The following is a 20,167-nucleotide window of genomic DNA, read 5'->3' as shown; positions in this document are numbered from 1 at the left end:
CCACGGGTCGTGCCCGCCGGGCGGGCACGACCACACCGACAGCTTGGAGAGACGGATGACAGTGAACGAGCCCGCCCAGCAGGGACAGGACCGGGGCACGGTGCGACTGCGCGACGCCACGGCCGAGGACGCGCAGGCCGTCACGGGGGTCTTCCTGGCCTCGCGCGCCGCCGCGATGCCCTACCTCCCCCGGGTCCACAGCGACGAGGACACCCTCGCCTGGATCACGCACGTCGTCCTCCCCGACAGCACCGTCTGGGTCGCCGAGGACGAGCACGGCGAGCTGCTGGGCTTCGCCTCGCTGGAGGGCACCGAACTCGACCACCTCTACCTGCGGCCCGACGCCCTGCGCCGCGGCATCGGCTCGCGGCTGCTGGAGCTGGTCCGCGGGGCGAGCCCCGCGGAGCTGACGCTGCACGTGTTCCAGCGCAACACCGGCGCCCGCGCCTTCTACGAGCGACACGGATTCGTCGCCGTGGACTTCAACGACGGCAGCCGCAACGAGGAGAAGGAGCCGGACGCCACGTACCGCTGGACCGCCGGGGACTGACCATCCCCCGGCTTCGACGGGTAGTTGTCGCGATTCGGACCACAGGTCCACACGGGGAAGAAGGAAGACACGTGCAGGGTGAAGCCGACCGGTCGACGGAGATTCCGCTGTCGTACGCACAGTTGGCCCTCTGGTTCAACGACCGGCTGCAGGACGGCGACGCGTCGTACCACATGCCGGTGGCCATGCGACTCACCGGAATCGTCGACGTCGACGCCCTCCGGGCGGCGCTGGACGACGTGATCGGACGCCATGCCGCGCTGCGCACGGTCTTCCCCGAGCGGGACGGGACCCCGTACCAGCACGTGCTGGATCCGGCCGAGGTGGCCACGCCGCTCACGGTGGCCGAGGCGAGCGAGGAAGAGCTGCCGGGGTTGATCGCCGCCGCCTGCCGGGTCCTCTTCGACCTGACGGCGGACCCGCTGCTGCGCCTGCACGTCTTCGTGCTCGGTCCCCGGGAGCACGTGGTGCTGATGGTGCAGCACCACATCGCGGGTGACGGATGGTCCATGGCTCCGCTGGCCCGCGACCTGAGCGCCGCGTATCTCGCCCGGAGTCAGGGCCGGGAGCCGATCTGGGCCCCGCTCCAGGCGAGTTACGCCGACTACGCCCTCGAACAGCGCGAGTCGCTCGGCGACCTGGAGGACCCCGACAGCGGGATCAGCGGCCGGCTCGGCTACTGGAGCAAGGCCCTGGACGGCATCCCGGACTGCCTCGAACTGCCCACCGACCACCCCCGGCCGGCGGTCAAGACCTTCGAGGGCGACTACTTCCCCTGGGAGATCTCCGCCGAGCTGCACCGTGAACTGCTGGCGCTGACGCGCACGTGTCGGGTGAGCCTGTTCATGCTGGTCCAGGCCGCGCTCGCCACGGTGCTGACCCGTTCCGGATCCGGGACGGACATCCCGATCGCGAGTCCCACCGCCGGGCGGATGGACGAGCGCTTCGACGACGTCGTCGGGTACTTCGTGAACCCGCTCGTGCTGCGTGTGGACACCTCGGGCGATCCGACCTTCCGGGAGCTGCTCAAGCGGGTCCGGCGGGTCGATCTCCAGGGCTTCTCCCACCAGGAGATGCCCATCGAGCGTTTGATCACCGCGCTCAACCCGCCGCGTTCGCTCGGCTGGCATCCCCTGTTCCAGGTGATGCTCGCCTTCCAGAACCTGCCCAAGGCCGAACTCGTCTTCCCCGGAGTGGACATCGAGTTCGTGGAGGCCGACCCGGGCGGCGCCCGGTTCGACCTGTCGTTCAACGTCATGGAACGCCGTGACGACGACGGCGGACCGGGCGGGCTGACCTGTTTCGTCGAGTACAGCAGCGACCTCTTCGACCTGGCGGGCGCCGAGGCCCTGATGAGCCGGCTCACCCTGCTGCTGGAGGCGGTGGCCGATGACCCCGATCAGCGCATCGGCTCCATCGACCTGTTGACCCCCGAGGACCGGGCGGCCCTGCCCGCCGCCTGGGACGGCCCCGCGCTCCCCTCGGGTGCGGGGGCTCCCTCGGACGTCACCTTCCACCGTGCCTTCGAGGAGCGCGCGGCGGCCGACCCCGACCGGATCGCGGTGGTCGCCGGCGCGACCCGGTCGACCTTCGCCGAGGTCAACGCGCGGGCGAACCGGCTGGCCCGGGAACTCGTGCGGCGCGGCGCCGGCCCCGAGCGGTACGTGGTGGTCATGGCGACCCGGGACGCCGATGTCCTCGTGAGCCTCCTCGCCGTCCTGAAGTCCGGGGCCGCCTACGTGCCCGTCGCGGTGGACACGCCGGGGGAACGGCTCGCCGGGCTCCTCGACACCGTCCGGCCCGTGTGCGTGATCGTGTCCGGGGCGGCCGTCGAGGGACCGTTCGATCATCCGGCGGCCTGCGTGATCGACGACCCGCTGGTGACGGCCGCGGTCGCCGCGCACCCGTCGCACGACCTGACGGACGCCGACCGCACCGGGCCCACGGGTCCCGGCGACGCCGCCTACGTCATCCACACCTCGGGCTCGACCGGCACCCCCAAGGGCGTCGTCGTCGAGCACCGGTCCCTGACCAACCTGATGCGGCACCACCGGGCCCGTCTGGTGCGCCCGGGGACCCCGGACGGCCTGGACGTCGCCCTGGTGGCCTCCCTGACCTTCGACACCTCGTGGGAGCCGCTGTTCTGGATGCTGGAGGGCCACCGGCTGCACCTGCTCTCCGACGAGGTCCGGCTCGACCCGGCGGCGCTGGTGGCGTACGTACGGCGCGAGCGGGTGGCCTTCCTCGACCTCACCCCCACCTACGTGGCGCCGCTGATCGCCGCCGGGCTGCTGGACGAGGACGCGCACCGGCCCGAGGTCCTGATGCTCGGCGGCGAGGCCGTGGGGCCCGACCTGTGGACCCGGCTCGCGGCCGTGCCGGACGTGGCCGTGCACAACTACTACGGGCCGACGGAGACCACCGTCGACGCGCTGTCGTGCGCGCTGGGCGACAGCGCCACCCCGGTCATCGGCCGGCCCATCGACGGCGTGCGCGCCTACGTGCTGGACGGGTTCCTGCGCCCGGCCCCCGTCGGCGTCCGCGGCGAGCTGTACCTCGCCGGGGTGCAGGTGGCCCGCGGCTACCTCGGCCGTGCCGCGCTCACCGCGGAGCGGTTCGTGGCCGACCCGTACGGTCCGCCCGGTTCCCGGATGTACCGCACCGGGGACCTGGCGCGGTTGCGTCGCGACGGCCGGGTCGAGTACCTCGGTCGCGCGGACGAGCAGGTGAAGATCCGCGGCTTCCGGATCGAGCCGGGCGAGATCGAGGCGGTCCTGGAGCAGTACCCGGGCATCGTCCAGGCCGCCGTCGTGGTCCGGGGCGACTCCCCCGACGACCGGTTCCTGGCCGGCTACCTCGCGCTCGCGCCCGGCGCCGCCCCCGACCCGGCGGAGCTGCGCGCGCACCTCGCGCGGCGACTGCCCGACTACATGATCCCCGCGGCGTACTCCCACCTCGACGCGCTGCCGCTCACCAGCAGCGGCAAGCTGGACCGGGCGGCGCTGCCCGAACCGGAGGTACGGATCTCCGAGGGTCCCGGGCGCGCGCCCGAGGGCCCCGCGGAGACCGCCCTGTGCGCGCTGTTCGCCGAGGTGCTGAGGATGCCCGAGGTCGGGCCCGACCAGGACTTCTTCACCCTGGGCGGCCACTCGCTGCTCGCGATGCGGCTGATCAGTCGCATCCGCACGGAGACCGGGGCCGACCTCACGGTCCGGTCCGTGTTCGAGGCCCGTACCCCGGCCGGCCTGGCCCGGCTCGTGGGGGCCGACGGGGTGGGGGGCGGTGAGCGTCCCCGTCCCGCGCTGCTGCCGGCGGAGCGCCCCGACCGGATCCCCCTGTCGTACGCGCAGCGCAGGCTCTGGTTCCTCCAGCGCCTGGACCGGGAGAGCCCGGCCTATCACATCCCGCTCCCCCTGCGGCTCGACGGGCCGATCGACATCGGGGCCCTGGCGGCCGCCCTCGGAGACGTCGTCGAACGGCACGAGTCGTTGCGCACGGTCTTCCCCGACGACGGCGGTGCGCCCCGTCAGCTGGTCCTCGATCCGCGCCGGCTGCCGGCGCTGCTCGACGTGCTGCCGCTGGACCCGGACGACGCCGACGGCGCCGCGCTCGACGCGGTACTGGCGGCGGCCGCCTCGGAGCCCTTCGACCTGGCCCACCGACCGCCCGTCCGGGCAAGGGTGTTCAGGATCGCGCCCGAGCGACACGTGCTGCTGTTGACCATCCATCACATCGCCTGCGACGCCTGGTCCCTGGGGCCGCTCGCCCGCGACCTGGGCGCCGCGTACCGGGCCCGGTTGGCCGGTCGGGAGCCCGACCGCGGCGCGCCGCTCGCGGTGCAGTACGCCGACTACACCCTCTGGCAGCACGCCCTGCTCGGGGACGACCGGGATCCGCGCTCCCTGGCCGCCGAGCAGTGGGCCCACTGGAGCGAGGCCCTGCGGGGGCTGCCGGAGGAGATCGCGCTGCCGGTGGACCGGCGTCGTAGCGCCGCGACGGGACACGCGGGCGGGGTCGTGCCGCTGCGGGTCGACGCCTCGGTGCACCGCGCCCTGGTGCAGCTCGCGGGCGGCGAGGGCGCGAGCCTCTTCATGGCCGTCCAGGCGGGCCTCGCGGGCCTGTTGACCCGGCTGGGAGCCGGTACCGACATCCCGCTGGGCACGCCGGTGGCCGGGCGGCTCGACGAGGGGCTGGGCGAGCTCGTCGGCTTCTTCGTGAACACCCTGGTCCTGCGCACCCGGACCGAGGGCAACCCGACGTTCCGGGAGTTGCTGCGGCGCGTGCGGGAGACCGACCTCGCCGCGTACGCGCACCAGGACCTGCCCTTCGAGCGGCTGGTGGACCTCGTCAACCCGGCCCGCTCGCCCGGCCGTCATCCGCTCTTCCAGGTCGCTCTGGTGATGAACCAGGCGGTGGAGACCTCCCTCGACATTCCCGGCGTCTCCACGCGGGGCATGCAAGTGGGTCTCGCCCCGGCCAAGTTCGACCTGACGTTCACGCTCGGCGCGGAGTCGGCCACGGACGGCGCGACGGGCGCGCTGGTCGGTTCCGTCGAGTACCGGGCCGACCTCTTCGACGAGTCCACGGCCGCCGCCCTCGCCGACCGGCTGGCCCGGCTGCTCACCGCCGTCGCGGCCGATCCGGACCTGCCGCTGAGCCGGGTCGGGCTGCTCGCCGACGACGAGCGGACCCGGATCCTGGAGGAGTGGAACGACACCCGGCGGGACCTGCCGCCGACCACCCTCGCCGACGCGGTCGCCGAGCAGATCGCCCGGACCCCCGAGGCCACCGCCGTGGTCTTCGAGGGCGCCGCGGTGAGCTACGCCGAACTGGACGGCAGGGTGGAGGCGCTCGCCCGGCGGCTGACGGCCGCCGGGGTCGGCCCCGGGAGCCGGGTCGCGGTGGCGTTGCCGCGCTCGGTCGAACTGGTCGCCGCCCTGTGCGCCGTCCACCGGGCGGGCGGCGCGCACGTGCCGCTCGACCCGGACTACCCGGCGGAGCGGCTGGCGTTCATGCTGGCCGACGCCCGGCCGGCCGCGCTCGTCGCGGCGGGGCGGACCGCCGACGCCCTGGGGGTGCCCGAGGGCCTCACCGTGGTGGACCCGTGGGCCGGGGCGACGGACCAGCCGTCCGGCGACGGGGCCGCCGCACTCGAACCGGTCGGCCCGTCCCCCTCCGATCCCGCGTACGTGATCTACACCTCCGGCTCCACCGGGCGCCCCAAGGGGGTCGTCGTCCCGCACGAGGGCGTCGCCAACCGGCTGCGTTGGGGGCAGGAGGAGTACCGGCTGACGGCCGCCGACCGGGTGTTGCAGAAGACACCGTCCAGCTTCGACGTGTCGGTCTGGGAGTTCTTCTGGCCGCTGACCACGGGTGCCACGCTGGTCGTCGCCAAGCCCGAGGGGCACCGTGATCCCGCCTACCTGTCCCGGCTGATCCGCGAGGAGCGGATCACCGTGGCTCAGTTCGTCCCCTCCATGCTGGACGCCTTCCTCCGGGATCCCGACGCCGGTCGCTGCCGGTCGCTGCGCCTGGTCGTCGCCAGTGGCGAGGCGCTGGGGTCGGCGACCGCGCGCCGGTTCCGCGAGGTGCTGCCCGACGTGCTGCTGGTGGACCTGTACGGCCCGACCGAGGCATCGATCGAGGTGACCGCGTGGGCCTGCGGCCCGCAGGACGATCCGAGCCGGCCCGTTCCGATCGGGCGGCCGGTGTGGAACACCCGTGTGTACGTCCTGGACGCCGAACTCCAGCCGGTGCCGCCGGGGGTCACCGGTGACCTCTACCTGGCGGGCGTGCAGTTGGCCCGCGGCTACCTGGACCGGCCCGCGTTGACCGCCGAGCGGTTCGTCGCGGACCCGCACGGCGCCCCCGGCACCCGCATGTACCGCACCGGTGACCTCGCGCGGCTGCGGGCCGACGGTGTCATCGAGTATCAGGGGCGGGTCGACGGACAGGTCAAGGTCCGGGGCTTCCGGATCGAGTTGGGGGAGATCGAGGCCGTGCTCCGCGAGCACCCGGCGGTCGGCTCCTGCGCCGTGGTCGTGCGCGAGGACCCGCGCGCCGCGTCCCGGATCGTCGCCTACCTCGTGCCCGCCCCGGGCGGCGCGGCACCGGGCGCCGAGGAGCTGCGCACGCATCTGCGGGGCCGGTTGCCCGAGCACATGGTGCCGACGGCGTACGTGCCCCTGGACGCGATCCCGGTGACGGCCAACGGCAAGCTGGACCGGGCCGCGCTGCCCGATCCGGCGGTGGTCGTCGGGGACTCGGCCGCCCAGGAGCCGCGGACCCCGTTGGAGAAGACCCTCACCACGCTCTTCGCCGATCTGCTCGACGTGCCCGCGGTCCGGCCGGACGACGACTTCTTCCTGCTGGGCGGACACTCGTTGCTGATGGTGCGGTTGGCGGAGGGGATCCGGGCCGAGCTGGGCGTGGACCTGCCGATCCGGGCCCTGTTCGACTGTCCCACCCCCCGGTTGATAGCCGAGCGGCTGTCGGGGGCGACCGGCCCCTCGACCGGCCCGGCGTCCACGGCGCCCGCAGCGATCGAACCGGTGCCGGGGCCGCCGCTGCCCGCCGATGCGCCGTCGGCCGACCGGGAGGTGGCGCTCCCGGTGTGGGAGCCGCTGCTGGCACTGCGGGCGCAGGGTTCGCGGCCCCCGCTGTTCTGCGTGCATCCGGTGGTGGGTGACGGGTTCGGGTACGCGGGGTTGCTGCGCGGCCTCGGCCCCGATCAGCCCGTGTACGCGTTGCAGGGCATCGGCCCGGCGGGCGGCGGGGAACGTCCGGCCGACCTGGGCGCGCTCGCGGCGGAGTACGCGCGGCGCATCCGCGAGGTGCGGCCCCACGGCCCGTACCGGTTGCTGGGATGGTCGTTCGGCGGGGTGCTCGTGCACGAGATCGCGGTCCAGCTGAAGGAGAGCGGCGAGACGGTCGACCTGGTCGCGCTGATGGACAGCACGGCCCCCACGGCGGCCGATGTGCGGCAGGGAACCGTCACCGAGGGCGAGGTCCTGCTGCGGCTCCTCGACGCGGTGCGTGCCCCTCGGGAGCGCATGGAGGCGGCGGCCGACGGGAGTTGGACCCCGGACGCGGAGGAGTTGCTGAGGCTGCTGGCACCCGCGCTGGGCGCGTCGGCACCGCGCGACGCGGCCCAGTTGGCGGTGATGCTGGACACCTGCCGCTACCACGGCGAGTTGATGGCCCGCTGGTTCCCGAGGGTGCTCGACGGCGGGCTGTTGACGTTCACCGCCACCGCCGAGTTCGCCTACGACGGCCCCGGGGCGGGTGCGGGGCAGTCCGTGGCGGGTCCGCAGAGCTGGGTGAACCACGTCGTGGGACGCATCGAGGACCATCCGATCGACGCCCGGCACCTGGAGCTGGCCGATCCCGGCCCGATCGACGAGATCGGGCGGATCCTCGCCGCCGCGCTGGACCGGAGGGAGAGCCGATGAGCACGATCTCGGGAGCGGTGTTCGCCCCGGGGCAGGCACGGTGCACGGCCGTCCGCGAGGGCTGCCGGCCCGCGGACCGGCCGTCCGGGTACCCGGAAGGGGTCCGGACGGCCGGTGGCCGGAACTCGACCGCGCCTTCCCGCGGTGGGCGACGGTCAGCCGTGGCCCGGGGCGTCCCGGTCGGCGGCCTCGGCGGCCAGTTCGGCCATCACCTCGGCGCGGTGCGTGTGCAGGAAGAAGTGGTCGCCGGGCAGGATCCGGTGGCGGAAGCGGGCGGCCGTCGTCGAACGCCAGCCGCTGATCCACTCCGGGCCGGCCAGTTTGTCGTCCGCACCACCCAGCGCCACGACCGGGCAGGGCAGGACGGTGGGGCGCACCCGCGTCGTGTAGTCGGCGAGCAGTGTCAGATCGGCGCGGATCACCGGCAGGAGCAGGTCCACCAGGTCTTGGTGCTCCAACACCTCGGCCGGTGTGCCGCCGAGTTCGACGATCCCCTTCATCAGCCGGTCGTCGCCGAGGTCGTGGAGCGTCGCCACGGCCGGCGCGCCCGGGGGCCTGCCGCCGGAGACGATCACGGAGAGCGGCATGGGCAGTTCCTCGGAGGCGAGTCGGCGGGCCGTCTCGTAGGCGATCTGCGAACCCATGCTGTGGCCGAAGAGCATGAACCGCTCGTCCGCCGGCCGGTGGGCGAGTACGTCGAGCAGTCCGTCGACGACCCGGTCCATGGAGCGCAACGGTTCCTCGGCGAGTCGGGTGCCTCGGCCGGGCAGCTCCACCGGAACGAACCGTAGGCCGGGCTGGTGTTGACCACGTGCCCACGGCAGGTAGGAGCCGGCCGAACCTCCCGCGTGGGGCAGACAGTAGACGCGGACGGGTCCGGCGGCGCCGTCCGGATCCGGCGCGGAGTCCCACGGCGTCCATCGGCTCCGGTCGGACCTGGGGGCGTTCAGATGGCCGATCACGGCGCACCGTCCTTCATGTTCGAGGTGATGTCGACAGGCTTGACGGCCCGTCTTCCGAGCTTATTGCCGGATGAGTTGGCAGGCCAGTGAGTGCGTTCTCACAATTTGCAAAGAAGATGCCTGGTGGTCTTGCGGAGGGATGGTGCTCCCCTGGTAGCGTGCGGGTCGGGGAATAAGGTTTCATGAAATTTCATTCATGGACCAAGCTCATCTGGCAAAACAGCTTGACCTGCCGTTTTGTTGACTGGGCAGGTGTGAACGGGGACTATCGAAGTGTGTGGAATCGCGGGTATATTTTGCCTGGATCGGGCGAAAGCAGCCAGCGGGCAAATCGTTGGCGACATGGCCGCATGCCTGACTCACCGCGGTCCGGATGACTCCGGATTTCACGTCCGTGACGGAATTGCGCTCGGCTTTCGCAGACTGGCGCTGAACGACCTCGAACGAGGCAATCAGCCACATTCATCGGAAGACGGGAACATCGTTTCCGTCTGCAATGGCGAAATCTACAATCACCGCGCATTGCGCTCCGTGCTGCACGCCCGCGGGCACCGCTTCCGCTCCGAGTGCGACACCGAGGTCCTGGTCCACCTGTACCGCGAGTACGGGGACGATCTGACCGCCCACCTCGACGGGCAGTTCGCGTTCGCGCTCCACGACGCGGTCGCCGGGCGGCTGTTGCTGGCGCGCGACCATGCCGGCATCGTGCCGCTCTTCTACACGGTCGTGGACGGCCTTCTCGTCTTCGGCTCGGAAATCAAGGCGATTCTGCGCCATCCCGCCGTACGCCCCGAGGTGGATCTGCGCGGCCTGGACCAGGTGATGACCCTGCCGGGCCTGGTCAGCCCGCGGACCATGTTCGAGGGGATCCACGCCCTGCGCCCCGGTGAACGGCTCGTCGCCGACTCCGCCGGCATCACCGTCGAACGGTACTGGGACCTGGACTTCCCGCAGGCCGGCGATCTGGAGCCGGTTCCGGCCGACGCGCTCGACCGGCGACTGGACGAATCCGCGCGGCACCTGGAGACGTTGCTGGAGGAATCGGTCGGCACCCGGCTGGCGGCCGACGTCCCGGTCGGGCTGTACCTGAGCGGCGGCCTGGACTCCAGCCTCATCGGCGCCTTCGCGGCCTCCGCACGCCCCGGGCACCGTTGGCCCAGCTACTCCGCCGTCTTCCCCGACCACGACTTCGACGAGAGCCCGCACCAGCGGCTCGTCGCCGGCCGGCTGGGCACCGACCACCACGAGGTGCCGATCCGACACGAGGATCTGGCCCGGCGGTTCACCGCCATGGTCCGGCACAGCGAGACACCGGTCCGCGAGTCGTACAACGTCAGTTCCATGCTCCTCTCGGCGGCGGTGCGGGACGACGGCACGGTCGCCGTCCTGACGGGCGAGGGCGCCGACGAACTCTTCGGCGGCTACCCCGGATACCGTTTCGACGCCGCGGGCCTCGGCGGCAGTCGTCTCAGCGGCCTGGACGCCGAGTTGGAGCGGGAGATCCGGCATCGGATGTGGGGACTCGACATCGGCTACGAGCAGGATCAGCTGCCCGCCCACGAGTTCCGCCGCGACCTGTACGCCGACGACCTCGCCGACGCCTTCGACGGGTTCTCCGTCACCACGCAACGCCTGGTCGAACCCGACATGTTGAGGGGACGTCACCCGCTGCACCAGCGGTCGTACCTGGACTTCCACCTGCGGCTCGCCGATCACCTCCTGGGCGACCACGGTGACCGGATGTCCCTCGCCAACAGCGTCGAGCTGCGGTTCCCGTTCCTGGGTCGGGCCGTGGTCGACCAGGCCACCGCGCTGCCGCCCGAACTGCTGGTCGCCCACGGCCGGGAGAAGGCCGTCCTGCGCCGGGTGGCCCGGGGCCGTGTCCCGGACGAGGTCCTGGCACGACCCAAGTTCGGCTTCCGCGGCCAGACCAGCAGCCACCTCCTCGGGGGCGAGGCCGACTGGTTCGAGGAGCTGCTGTCACCGGCGGTCGTCCGCAAGCAGGGGTACTTCAACCCGGACACGGTCGCCGCTCTCGTACGCCGACAGCGCGACCAGAGCCGGCAGGTGCACGCGCACCTCGACACCGACTACCTGATGCTCGTCGCGACGTTCGCGCTTTTCGTCGAGGAGTTCGATCTGCCGTGTCTCGGATGACCCGCTCCACCTCCGACGACGGGGGTGGCTGTCCGCCCTCCCCCGCTCCGGACCTCCCCTCCCATCCGCTCGTCGGCGTCGTCGGCGGCATGGGGCCGCTGGCCTCCACGGAACTGCTGCGGACCGTGTACCGGTCCTGCGTCGGGCAGGCCGAACAGGACACGCCCCGGATTCTGCTCTGGTCGGACCCGGCCGTGGTCGACCGCACCGAGGCCATCGGCCGGGGCGAACTGGGAACGCTGCTGCGAGCCGTGGAGACGGCGGTGCGCGGACTGGTCGGCGCCGGGGCCGAACGCGTCGTCATCGCCTGTGTGACCGCGCATCACGTACTGGACCACCTGCCGCCCGAACTCGCCAAGCGGTGCATCTCGCTCGTCGAGATCATCCACGAGGAACTGGCGCGCGCGGACGAGCCGCACCTGCTGCTCTGCACCCGCGGGACCGCCCAGGCCGGCATCCTCACCTCCGGTCCTCGCGCGGCCGAGTCGGCGCACCGGCTGGTGCTGCTGGATCCGGACGATCAGGAGGCCCTCCACCGGGAGGTGTACCGGATCAAGCGCGGCGCCGATCCGGCGACGACGGTGGACTTCCTGCGCGCCACCCTGTCGCGCTACGGCGTGCACGCGTACGTCGCCGCCTGCACCGAACTCCACCTGGTCACCCGGGCGATCGAGGAGTCGGGCCGAGCGCACGAATTCCCTGCCATCGACCCCCTGTCGGTCGTGGCGCGACGGATCACGAACGGAGAGCTGTGAGCCACACGAAGATCCTGGACCGCTGGGCCGGACAGGTGGAGGGCGACGGCCGGGCCCCGGCCGTCACCACCCCCGACCGCGTCTGGAGCCGTCGGGAACTCGCCGAGTTCGCGTCCGGTCTGCGGGCCGCCCTCGCGGCCGGCGACGGGCCGGCGCGTCGCGGCCCGGTGCTGGTGGCCTGCGCCGACCCCGTGGCCGTCATGGCGACCATCCTGGCCTGCGCCGCCGCCGGCAGGGCGTTCGCCCCGGTGGACGTGCGCCAGCCCGCCGCCCGCTGGACGGCGATCGTTCAGGACCTGGGACCCGACCACGTCGTCTGCGACGCCGCGGGGCGCGCCGCCCTCGAAGGCTGCGACACGGGCGCGGCCGTACGGATCGACGCCGAGACGGTGGCCGCCGAGGCGCGGGCCGCGCGGGCGTGGCACGTCGACGACTGGCGCGCCCTCGACGTCCCCGACGGCGGGTACGTCTACTTCACCTCGGGGACCACCGGCCGTCCCAAGGGCATCCGGGGCAGCCTCACCGCCGTCGCCCACTTCCTCGACTGGGAGAACGAGGAGCTGCGGGTCGGCCCCGGCACCCGGGTCTCCCTGCTCACCTCGCCCGGCTTCGACGCGTTCCTGCGCGACGCGCTGCTCCCGCTGTGCGTGGGCGGGACCGTCGAGGTGCCCGGATCCGGCGGGGTGCCGGTCGGCGCCGCGCTCGCCGCGTGGTTGGAGGAGCGCGCCGTCGAGGTGTTGCACTGTGTGCCGACCGTCTTCCGCACGCTGCGGTCCGCCGGACTCACCGCGGGCTCGCTGCCCGGTCTGCGGGCCGTGCTGCTGGCCGGCGAACCGGTGCGCGCCGCGGACGTCGCCTGGTGGCGCGGGCTCTTCGCCGACACCAAGGAACTCGTCAACCTGTACGGGCCGTCCGAGACGACCATGACCAAGGTGTTCCACCGGCTGACCGCCGAGGACGCGGTCGCCGAGACCGTACCGGTGGGCCGCCCCATGCCGGGCGTGGAGATCCGCGTACTGCTCGCCGGGAAGCCCGTCACGGGCGCGATCGGCGAGGTCGAGCTGCGGACCCCGTTCCCGCTCGGCGGGTACCTCGACGGTTCCGCCGGCGGGTTCCGCGAGGGCGACCGCTTCCGTACCGGCGACCTGGGCAGACTGCGCGAGGACGGCGTCCTGGAGGTGCTCGGCCGGCGGGACCAGCAGGTGAAGGTCAACGGCGTGCGGATCGAACTCGGCGAGGTCGAGGACGTGCTCCGCCGCCACCCCGGGGTGCGGGACGCCTGCGCGGCCGCCGTGGAGGAACCGGGCGCCGAGGCCGTGCTCTGCGCGTACGTCGTCGCCGACGGGGTGACGGACGAGGACCTGCGGGCCCACACCGCCGCCGGTCTGGCCCCCGGGAGCCGGCCCTCGGTGTACGTACGGCTCGCCTCGGTTCCCCGCACCCTCAACGGCAAGACCGACCGCCGGGCGCTGCCGCTGCCTTCCGCCGCCTACGCCGGGGACGCCGGACAGGCCCCCCTGGACGGCCTGGAGAGCGAGATCGCGGCCATCTGGAGCGAACTGCTGCACCTGCCCGGGATCGGCCGCGACGACGACTTCACGCTGCTCGGCGGCGACTCGCTGGCCATCGCCCGGCTGCTTGACCGGCTGCGCTCCCGCTTCGCCGTGGACGTCCCCGTCGGCGCCTTCGTGAAGCGACCCACCGTCGCCGGACTCGCCGCCGTGATCACCGACGGCCGCGACGGGCACCCCGACGCGGCGAGGAGCACCCGATGAGCCCCGCCGCACCCCTGCCCCCGCGCCCGGACCGCCGCACGGCTCCGCTCTCCTACGCCCAGCGGGCCATCTGGCGGGCCGAGCAGGTGCTGCCGGGCACCGCGCTGCACAACGAGACGGCGGCGTTCCGGCTGACCGGGCCGGTGGACGCCGACGCCCTGGAACGCGCCCTGGCCGAACTCGCCACCCGTCACGAGGTGATGCGCTGCGCCGTCGTCGCCGACGAGGACGGCGCGGCGGTACAGCGGTTCGAGGACCTCACGCGTCCGACCGTGGAGCGGGTCGACCTGAGCGGGCACCCGGCGGACGATCGTGAGCGTCGTCTCGACGAGCTGGTCGCCCGTGCGGCGGCCGTCCCGTTCGACCTGTCGGGGCGCCCGCCGTTGATGCGCACCCACCTCTTCCGGTTGGCCGAGCGGGAGCACCTGTTGTTGTTCACCGCCCACCACATCGTGGTGGACGCCTGGGCGTTCGGGGTCTTCCTGGAGGAACTGGCGGACCGGTACGTGGTGGAGACGGGCGGTCCGGAGACCGCCACGGAGGAACTCCCCCGGCCCGCGCTCGACTTCGGCGACTACGCGGCCTGGCAGCGCACCGACCCGGACGCGGGTCGCGGCCTGGATCACTGGCGCGACCGGCTCGGGGACGATCCGGAGCCGGTGCGGCTGCCGTCGGACGGGCGGCGCGTCGGCGCCGTCGACGAGGCGCCGGGCACGGCGCGGGTGGCGGGCGCGCTGCACGGGTTCACCCTTCCCGCGGATCTGGTCGCACGGCTCTCGGCTCTCGGCCGCGCCGAGCTCACCAGTGTCTCGGCCGTCGTCCTCACGGCGTACTGCGTCGTCCTCCAGCGGTACGCGGGGCAGGACGACCTCGTCGTCGGCATGCCCGTCGCCACCCGCAACCGCCCCGCCCTCGGCGGCATGATCGGCCCGCTGCTCAACGTGATGGCGCACCGGGTGGACCTGAGCGGCACGCCCACCTTCCGGGAGGCGCTGTACCGCACCCGGCAGGCGCTCAAGGCGGACCTCCGGCACCGGGACACCCCCTTCGACCTGGTGGTCGAGGACCTCGGCCCCGGGACCGGCGCCGGTCGTACGCCCCTGTTCCAGCTGATGTACGCCTTCCACAGCGGCCCCACCACGACCCTGCGGCTGCCGGGTGTCGAGACCACCCCGGCGCCGTCGCACAGCGGCACCGCCAAGTACGACCTGTCGCTGTTCCTGCGGCCCCGGCCGTCCGGTGACCTGGACGCCTCGCTGGAGTACCGCACCGCGCTGCTCGCCCCGCGGACCGTCGCCGGGTTCGCCGACGCGCTGTCGTGCCTGCTGGCCGCCGCCGCGGACGACCCGGGCCGGCCGATCGCCGAACTGCCGGTCACCACGCCGGACGAGACCCGCAGGATCGTGCGGGAATTCAACACGAGCGATCCGTCGTCGCCGGTCTGGGGCGCCGTCCCCGAGGCGCTGCGCGTCCTCGCCCTGCGCGACGGGGACGCCCCCGCCGTCGGCTCCGTCGACGGGGCCCTCACCCGGGCCGACGTGGCCGGCGCCGCCGACCGGGTGGCCGGCGTGCTCGCCGGCCGGTGCGGGGTGCGGCCGGGCGACCGGGTGGCCCTGCGGGTCCGGCGCGGCGCGGAACTGATCCCGCTGATCGTCGGGTTGTGGCGGGCCGGCGCCGTGCTGGTGCCGCTCGACGCGGCGATGCCCGACGAGCGGGCCGCGCACGTGCTCAAGGACAGTGGCGCGCGGCTGCTGGTCACCGACGAACCGCTCGGCGCCGCCCTGGCGGACGCCGCGGGCGAGGGGACGCCCCGGCTCGACCCGCGGGAGCTGCTCGACACCCCGGCGCCCGCCGCCGGGGACGTGCCGTTCCCCGACGGTCCGGCCCCCGACGCGCTGGCCTACCTGATGTACACCTCGGGTTCCACCGGGACGCCCAAGGGTGTGGCGGTGCCGCACGGCTGCGTGGCGAACCTCCTGCACAGCGTGGTGCGGGAGCCGGGCATCGAGGAGCACGACGTGCTCGTCGCCGTCACCTCGCTCACCTTCGACATCAGTGTCCTGGAACTGTTCGCCCCGCTGGTCGCGGGCGCCCGGGTCGTGGTCGCGCCGCGCGAGACGGTCCGCGACGCCGAGGCCCTGGGGACGTTGTTGGAGAAGTCCGGGGCCACGCTGATGCAGGCCACGCCGTCGCTGTGGCGGGGCCTGCTGGACGGCGGCTGGCCGGGCCGGGCCGGCCTTCGGGCGTTCAGCGGCGGCGAGGCCCTCGACGAGGTGCTGGCCGGGCGGCTCCTGGAGCGCTGCGCCGAGGTGTGGAACCTGTACGGGCCCACCGAGACGACGATCTGGTCCACCGTCGGGCGCGTCCTGCCGGGCGAGCCGGTGACCGTGGGGCGTCCGGTCGCCCGCACCGTCTGCCACGTCCTGGACGCGGCCGGCCGGCCCGTTCCCGTCGGGGCCGTCGGCGAGCTGGTCATCGGCGGCGCGGGCGTGACGGCCGGCTACTGGAACCGGCCCGAGCTGACCTCGACCGTCTTCGTGCCGGACCCGGTCACCGCGACCGGTGGGACCGTCTACCGCACCGGTGACCTGGCCCGGTACCTGCCGGACGGCCGGCTGGTCGTGCTGGGCCGGGTGGACCAACAGGTCAAGATCCTCGGCCATCGCGTCGAACCGGGCGAGGTCGAGGCCCTGTCGGGTTCCCACGAGGACGTACGGCAGGTCGCCGTGGTCATCGATCGGGCGGGAGCCTCGGGCCCGCGCCTGGTCGCGTTCGTCGTCCCGGAGCGGACCGGCGGGGTGTCGACCGAGGCGTTGCGCCGGCATCTGCGCGAGCGGCTGCCCGCGGCGGCCGTCCCGGCCGTGTTCGAGGAGGTCGCCGAACTGCCGTTGAACACCAGCGGCAAGATCGACCGGCCCGCGTTGACCCGCATGGCGCGCACCCTGCGGTCCGGGGCGGGGCGGACCGCCCCGGTCACCTCCGTCGAACGGTCCGTCGTACGGCACTGGGCGGCGGTGCTGGGGCTCGCCCCCGACGCGGTCGGAACCGACGACGACTTCCTCGCGGCGGGCGGCAACTCGATCGCCGCCGGCCGTCTGATCGGGCTGGTGCGCGCGGAGTTCGGGCAGGCCCCCTCGCTGGCCGCCTTCTACGCGGACCCGACGCCGGCCACCCTGGCCCGCTCGGCCGCCGGTGCGCCCGCCGGTCGGGACGCCGAGCCGGTGCCCGGTCCCGCCGCCGGGCCCGCGCGCGGATCCGGCGATCCGGTGCCGCTCACGGACCAGCAGCGGCAGCTGTGGCTGGCGGGGCGGCTCGCCCCCGAGTCGGCGGCCTACAACCTGGCGGGCGCGGTCCGACTGGACGGCGACGTCGACGCCGACGCCCTGGCGGCTGCGCTGCGCGACCTGGTGACCCGTCACCCGGTCCTGGCGGCCCGTGTCGGCTGGGAGAACGAGCGCCCCGCCCTGGTCCCGCTGCCCGCGGACGCGGTACGGCTCGCCGTCGTCGACCTGCCGGACTCCCCCGGCACGGACACCGAGGACGCGTGGGAGACGGTCGCCGCCGCGGAGGCGGCCCGGCCCTTCGACCTGGCGGTGGGACCGCTGCTGCGCCTCACCCTGGTCAGGGGACGGGGTCGTACGGAACTGCTGTGCACCGCCCACCACCTCGCGGTGGACGGCTGGTCCGTCTCCGTGGCCTTGCGCGAACTGGCCGCGCTGTACGGCGTGCACGCCAATGGTGCCCGACGACTCCCGCTACCCGAGGCCGAGTTCATCGGGTACGCCGCCGCGGCCGACGCCCCCGCCGGTCGCGCCGTGCGGGCCGGGCACCTGGGGTACTGGCGCGAGCGCCTCGCCGGCCACCCCGGGGTGCTCGCCCTGCCCACCGATCCGCAGGCCCTCGCCGACGCCCCCGGGGCCGGTCGGACGCTGCCGGTGGAGCTGTCCCCGGCGCTCACCGCGCGGCTGCGCGGGACGGCCGCCCGGCTGCGGGTCACGCCGTTCACCGTGCTGCTCACCGTGTTCGGCTCCCTGCTGGGCCGTTACGCGGCGTCCGACGACGTCGTCGTCGCCGTACCGGTCGCCAACCGCGAGGCGCCCGGACTGGAGGGTCTGGTCGGCAACCTCGTCAACACCCTGCCGGTGCGCGTGGACCTCTCCGGTACGCCCGGCTTCGCCGAACTCGCCTCCCGCACCGGTCGGCTGCTCGCCGCGGACCTGGACCGGCCGCTGGTCCCCTTCGACCGGCTCGTCGCGGAACTGGGCCTGGCGGGCGACCCGGGCCGACCGGCGCTCGCCCAGGCCTCGCTGGTGTGGCAGGACGCGGCGCCCGACCTGGTCCGGCTGGGCGACGTCACCGGCGAGCTGCGGCCGGTGCGCACCGCGACCGCGAAGTACGACCTGACGCTCGCCCTGGACGAGCACGCCGACCGGATCGACGGGGTGCTGGAGTACGCCGTCTCCCGCTTCGGCGAGGAGTCGGCGGCCCGGTTCGTCCGCCGACTGGAGGCACTCCTGCACGCCGCGCTCGACGACCCCGACGCCGACCTGGACGACGTCGACCTGGGCCGGGGGGAGACCCCCTCGCCCCGTCCCGCGGCGGACCCGGGCGCGTACCGGGCCGCCCACCGCGTGCCGGTGCACGATCTGTTCCGGGCGGTGGCGGCCGGGCGTCCCGACGCGCCGGCCGTACGGTGCGCCGGGGTGGAGGTCACCTACGCGGAACTGGACCGTTGGAGCGACGACATCGCGGTCCGGCTGCTGGCGCGCGGCGCCGGCCCCGGGTGCTTCGTGTCGGTGCTGCTGCCCACCGGGCCCGCGCAGACCGCCGCCGTCCTCGGCGTGGCCAAGACCGGCGCGGCCTTCGCGGTCCTCGACGGGGTCGGCCCCGAACTGCGGCTGCGCGCCGTGCTCGCCGACGCGGACCCGGTCGCCCTGCTGGCCACCGAGGCCTCCCTGGCGGCGTACCCGGCGCTGTGGGACCGGGAGGCGGTGCGGTTCGGCGGCGTCCCGGTGGAGTGGTGCGACACGCGGGCACCGGCCGGCGACGCCGCCACCTCGCGGCCGACGGCGCCGGCGACGACCGGTGACGACGCGCTGTGCCTGGTGTACACCTCCGGTTCGACCGGCACCCCCAAGGGCATCGTGCTCCCGCACGCGACGCTCGCCCAGTTCGCGCACTGGCAGGGGGCCCGCTTCTCGGTGCGGCCGGGGAGCCGTGTGGCCCAGTGGGCGCCGTTCACCTACGACGCCGCCTACACGGAGGTCTTCGCGGCCCTGTGCCACGGTGCGACGCTGTGCGTGCCGCCCGACGGCACCCGCCACGACCCGGTGGCGCTGGCCGGCTGGCTGCGCGCCGAACGGATCACGCAGATCCAGACGGTGCCCGGTTTCCTCACCGTGCTGACCGAGGCGTTGGACCGTTCCGGCGAGGGGCTGCCGGACCTGGAGCACCTGCTGCTCGCGGGCGAGGCGCTGCCCCCGTCCCTGGCCGCGGCCTGGGCGGAGCGGCCCGACCGGCCGGCCCTGCACAACCTGTACGGGCCGACCGAATGCGTGTTGGCCACGCACCGGGAGCTGGCGCCCGGCGAGGCGTTCCCCCACTCGGTGCCGATCGGCGTGCCGATCCCGGGCCGGGAAGCGCTGGTCCTGGACCACCGGGGCCGGCCCTGCCCGGTCGGGGTCGTGGGCGAGATCCACCTGCGCAGCGACCTGTTGGCCGGCTCGTACCGCAACAGGCCCGAGGAGAGCGCCAAGGCGTACGTCCCGGACCCGTGGCGGCCCGGCGGCACCCTGTACCGCACCGGAGACCTGGGCCGTTTCCTGCCGAACGGCGAACTCGCCTTCACCGGCCGTACCGGCAGCCTCGTGAAGATCCGCGGCAACCGGGTGGAACTGGAGCAGATCGAGGCGCTGTTGGAGTCCCATCCGGCCGTACGGGAGGCCGCCGCGGCCCTCCACGACCGGGCGGGCGCGCCCCGTCTGATCGGGTACGCCGTGGCGGCGGACGGGGTGAGCGCCGCCGAACTGCGGGCCCACCTCGCCGAACGGCTGCCGGCCGCGGTGGTCCCGGAGACGGTGGTGCTGCTGGACGCACTGCCCCGTACCCGCACCAACAAGCGCGACCGTGCCCGGCTCCCCGTGCCGGCGGCGACGGTGGTCGGTGGCGGGGAGCCGCCGTCGGCCGGAGCCGAGCAGGTGGTCGCCGACGCCTGGCGACGGGTGCTCGGCGGCGACTCCTTCGGGCGGCACACCAACTTCTTCGAGGCGGGCGGCGATTCGCTGCTCGCCGCCCGCCTCCAGATGGAACTGGGCGAACGGCTCGGCCGGGAGATCCGCCTGGTCGACGTGTTCGCCCGCCCCACCGTCGCCGGGTTCGTCGCCGGACTGGGCGAGGAGGCGGGCGCCGCCGCGGCGGCCGGCTCCGACGAGGCCGCCTCGCGCGGCGAGCGGCGCCGGGCCGCCCTGCGGTCCCGCCGCAGGTGACACGCCTGCCCGAGTGACACGCGTACCCAACA

The 20,167-nt window shown here is 74.1% G+C and carries 7 protein-coding genes; 6 read left to right on the top strand and 1 reads right to left on the bottom strand.

Annotated features, from left to right (window positions below; all coding sequences use genetic code 11):
* Positions 1-55 precede the first annotated feature (55 nt).
* Both ACQEVM_RS12950 and ACQEVM_RS12945 read left to right on the top strand, forming a co-directional pair.
* Positions 56-550, top strand: a complete 495-nt coding sequence (locus tag ACQEVM_RS12950; protein ID WP_433078090.1) for an N-acetyltransferase family protein — start codon at positions 56-58, stop codon at positions 548-550.
* Between the two features lie 71 nt (positions 551-621).
* Entirely contained in the window at positions 622-8,001 is a 7,380-nt protein-coding gene (locus ACQEVM_RS12945; RefSeq protein WP_433078088.1) for an amino acid adenylation domain-containing protein, read from the top strand.
* 155 nt (positions 8,002-8,156) lie between these two features.
* Here the strand turns inward: ACQEVM_RS12945 and ACQEVM_RS12940 are convergent, their stop codons facing one another.
* Positions 8,157-8,963 (bottom strand): thioesterase II family protein, encoded by an 807-nt coding sequence (locus ACQEVM_RS12940; RefSeq protein ID WP_433078086.1) that lies wholly within the window; start codon positions 8,961-8,963, stop codon positions 8,157-8,159.
* Positions 8,964-9,236: 273 nt separating this feature from the next.
* Between ACQEVM_RS12940 and asnB the strand changes: the two genes are divergently transcribed.
* The 4 genes from asnB to ACQEVM_RS12920 are packed head-to-tail and all read left to right on the top strand — an operon-like array spanning position 9,237 to position 20,135.
* On the top strand, positions 9,237-11,120 hold the full coding sequence (gene asnB / locus ACQEVM_RS12935; protein WP_433078084.1) for an asparagine synthase (glutamine-hydrolyzing): 1,884 nt from the start codon (positions 9,237-9,239) through the stop codon (positions 11,118-11,120).
* Positions 11,117-11,875, top strand: a complete 759-nt coding sequence (locus ACQEVM_RS12930) for an aspartate/glutamate racemase family protein (protein ID WP_433078082.1) — start codon at positions 11,117-11,119, stop codon at positions 11,873-11,875. Before asnB ends, ACQEVM_RS12930 begins: the two co-directional genes overlap by 4 nt.
* Positions 11,872-13,650 carry a non-ribosomal peptide synthetase gene (locus tag ACQEVM_RS12925; protein WP_433078080.1) on the top strand — a complete coding sequence of 593 codons (1,779 nt, stop codon included), beginning with the start codon at positions 11,872-11,874 and terminating at the stop codon, positions 13,648-13,650. Before ACQEVM_RS12930 ends, ACQEVM_RS12925 begins: the two co-directional genes overlap by 4 nt.
* On the top strand, positions 13,647-20,135 hold the full coding sequence (locus tag ACQEVM_RS12920; protein WP_433078078.1) for an amino acid adenylation domain-containing protein: 6,489 nt from the start codon (positions 13,647-13,649) through the stop codon (positions 20,133-20,135). The genes ACQEVM_RS12925 and ACQEVM_RS12920 overlap by 4 nt, the downstream gene beginning before the upstream one ends.
* Positions 20,136-20,167: the final 32 nt, after the last annotated feature.

It is taken from the genome of Streptomyces sp. CA-243310 (assembly GCF_050936775.1).
Lineage (GTDB): Bacteria > Actinomycetota > Actinomycetes > Streptomycetales > Streptomycetaceae > Streptomyces.
This window is presented reverse-complemented; position numbering and strand designations above follow the sequence as displayed.

Bases quoted from the DNA above. Each gene is read 5' to 3' on its own strand.
- ACQEVM_RS12950 (WP_433078090.1), top strand. From the start codon at position 56: ATGACAGTGAACGAGCCCGCCCAGCAGGGACAGGACCGGGGCACGGTG.
- ACQEVM_RS12930 (WP_433078082.1), top strand. From the start codon at position 11,117: ATGACCCGCTCCACCTCCGACGACGGGGGTGGCTGTCCGCCCTCCCCC.
- ACQEVM_RS12920 (WP_433078078.1), top strand. From the start codon at position 13,647: ATGAGCCCCGCCGCACCCCTGCCCCCGCGCCCGGACCGCCGCACGGCT.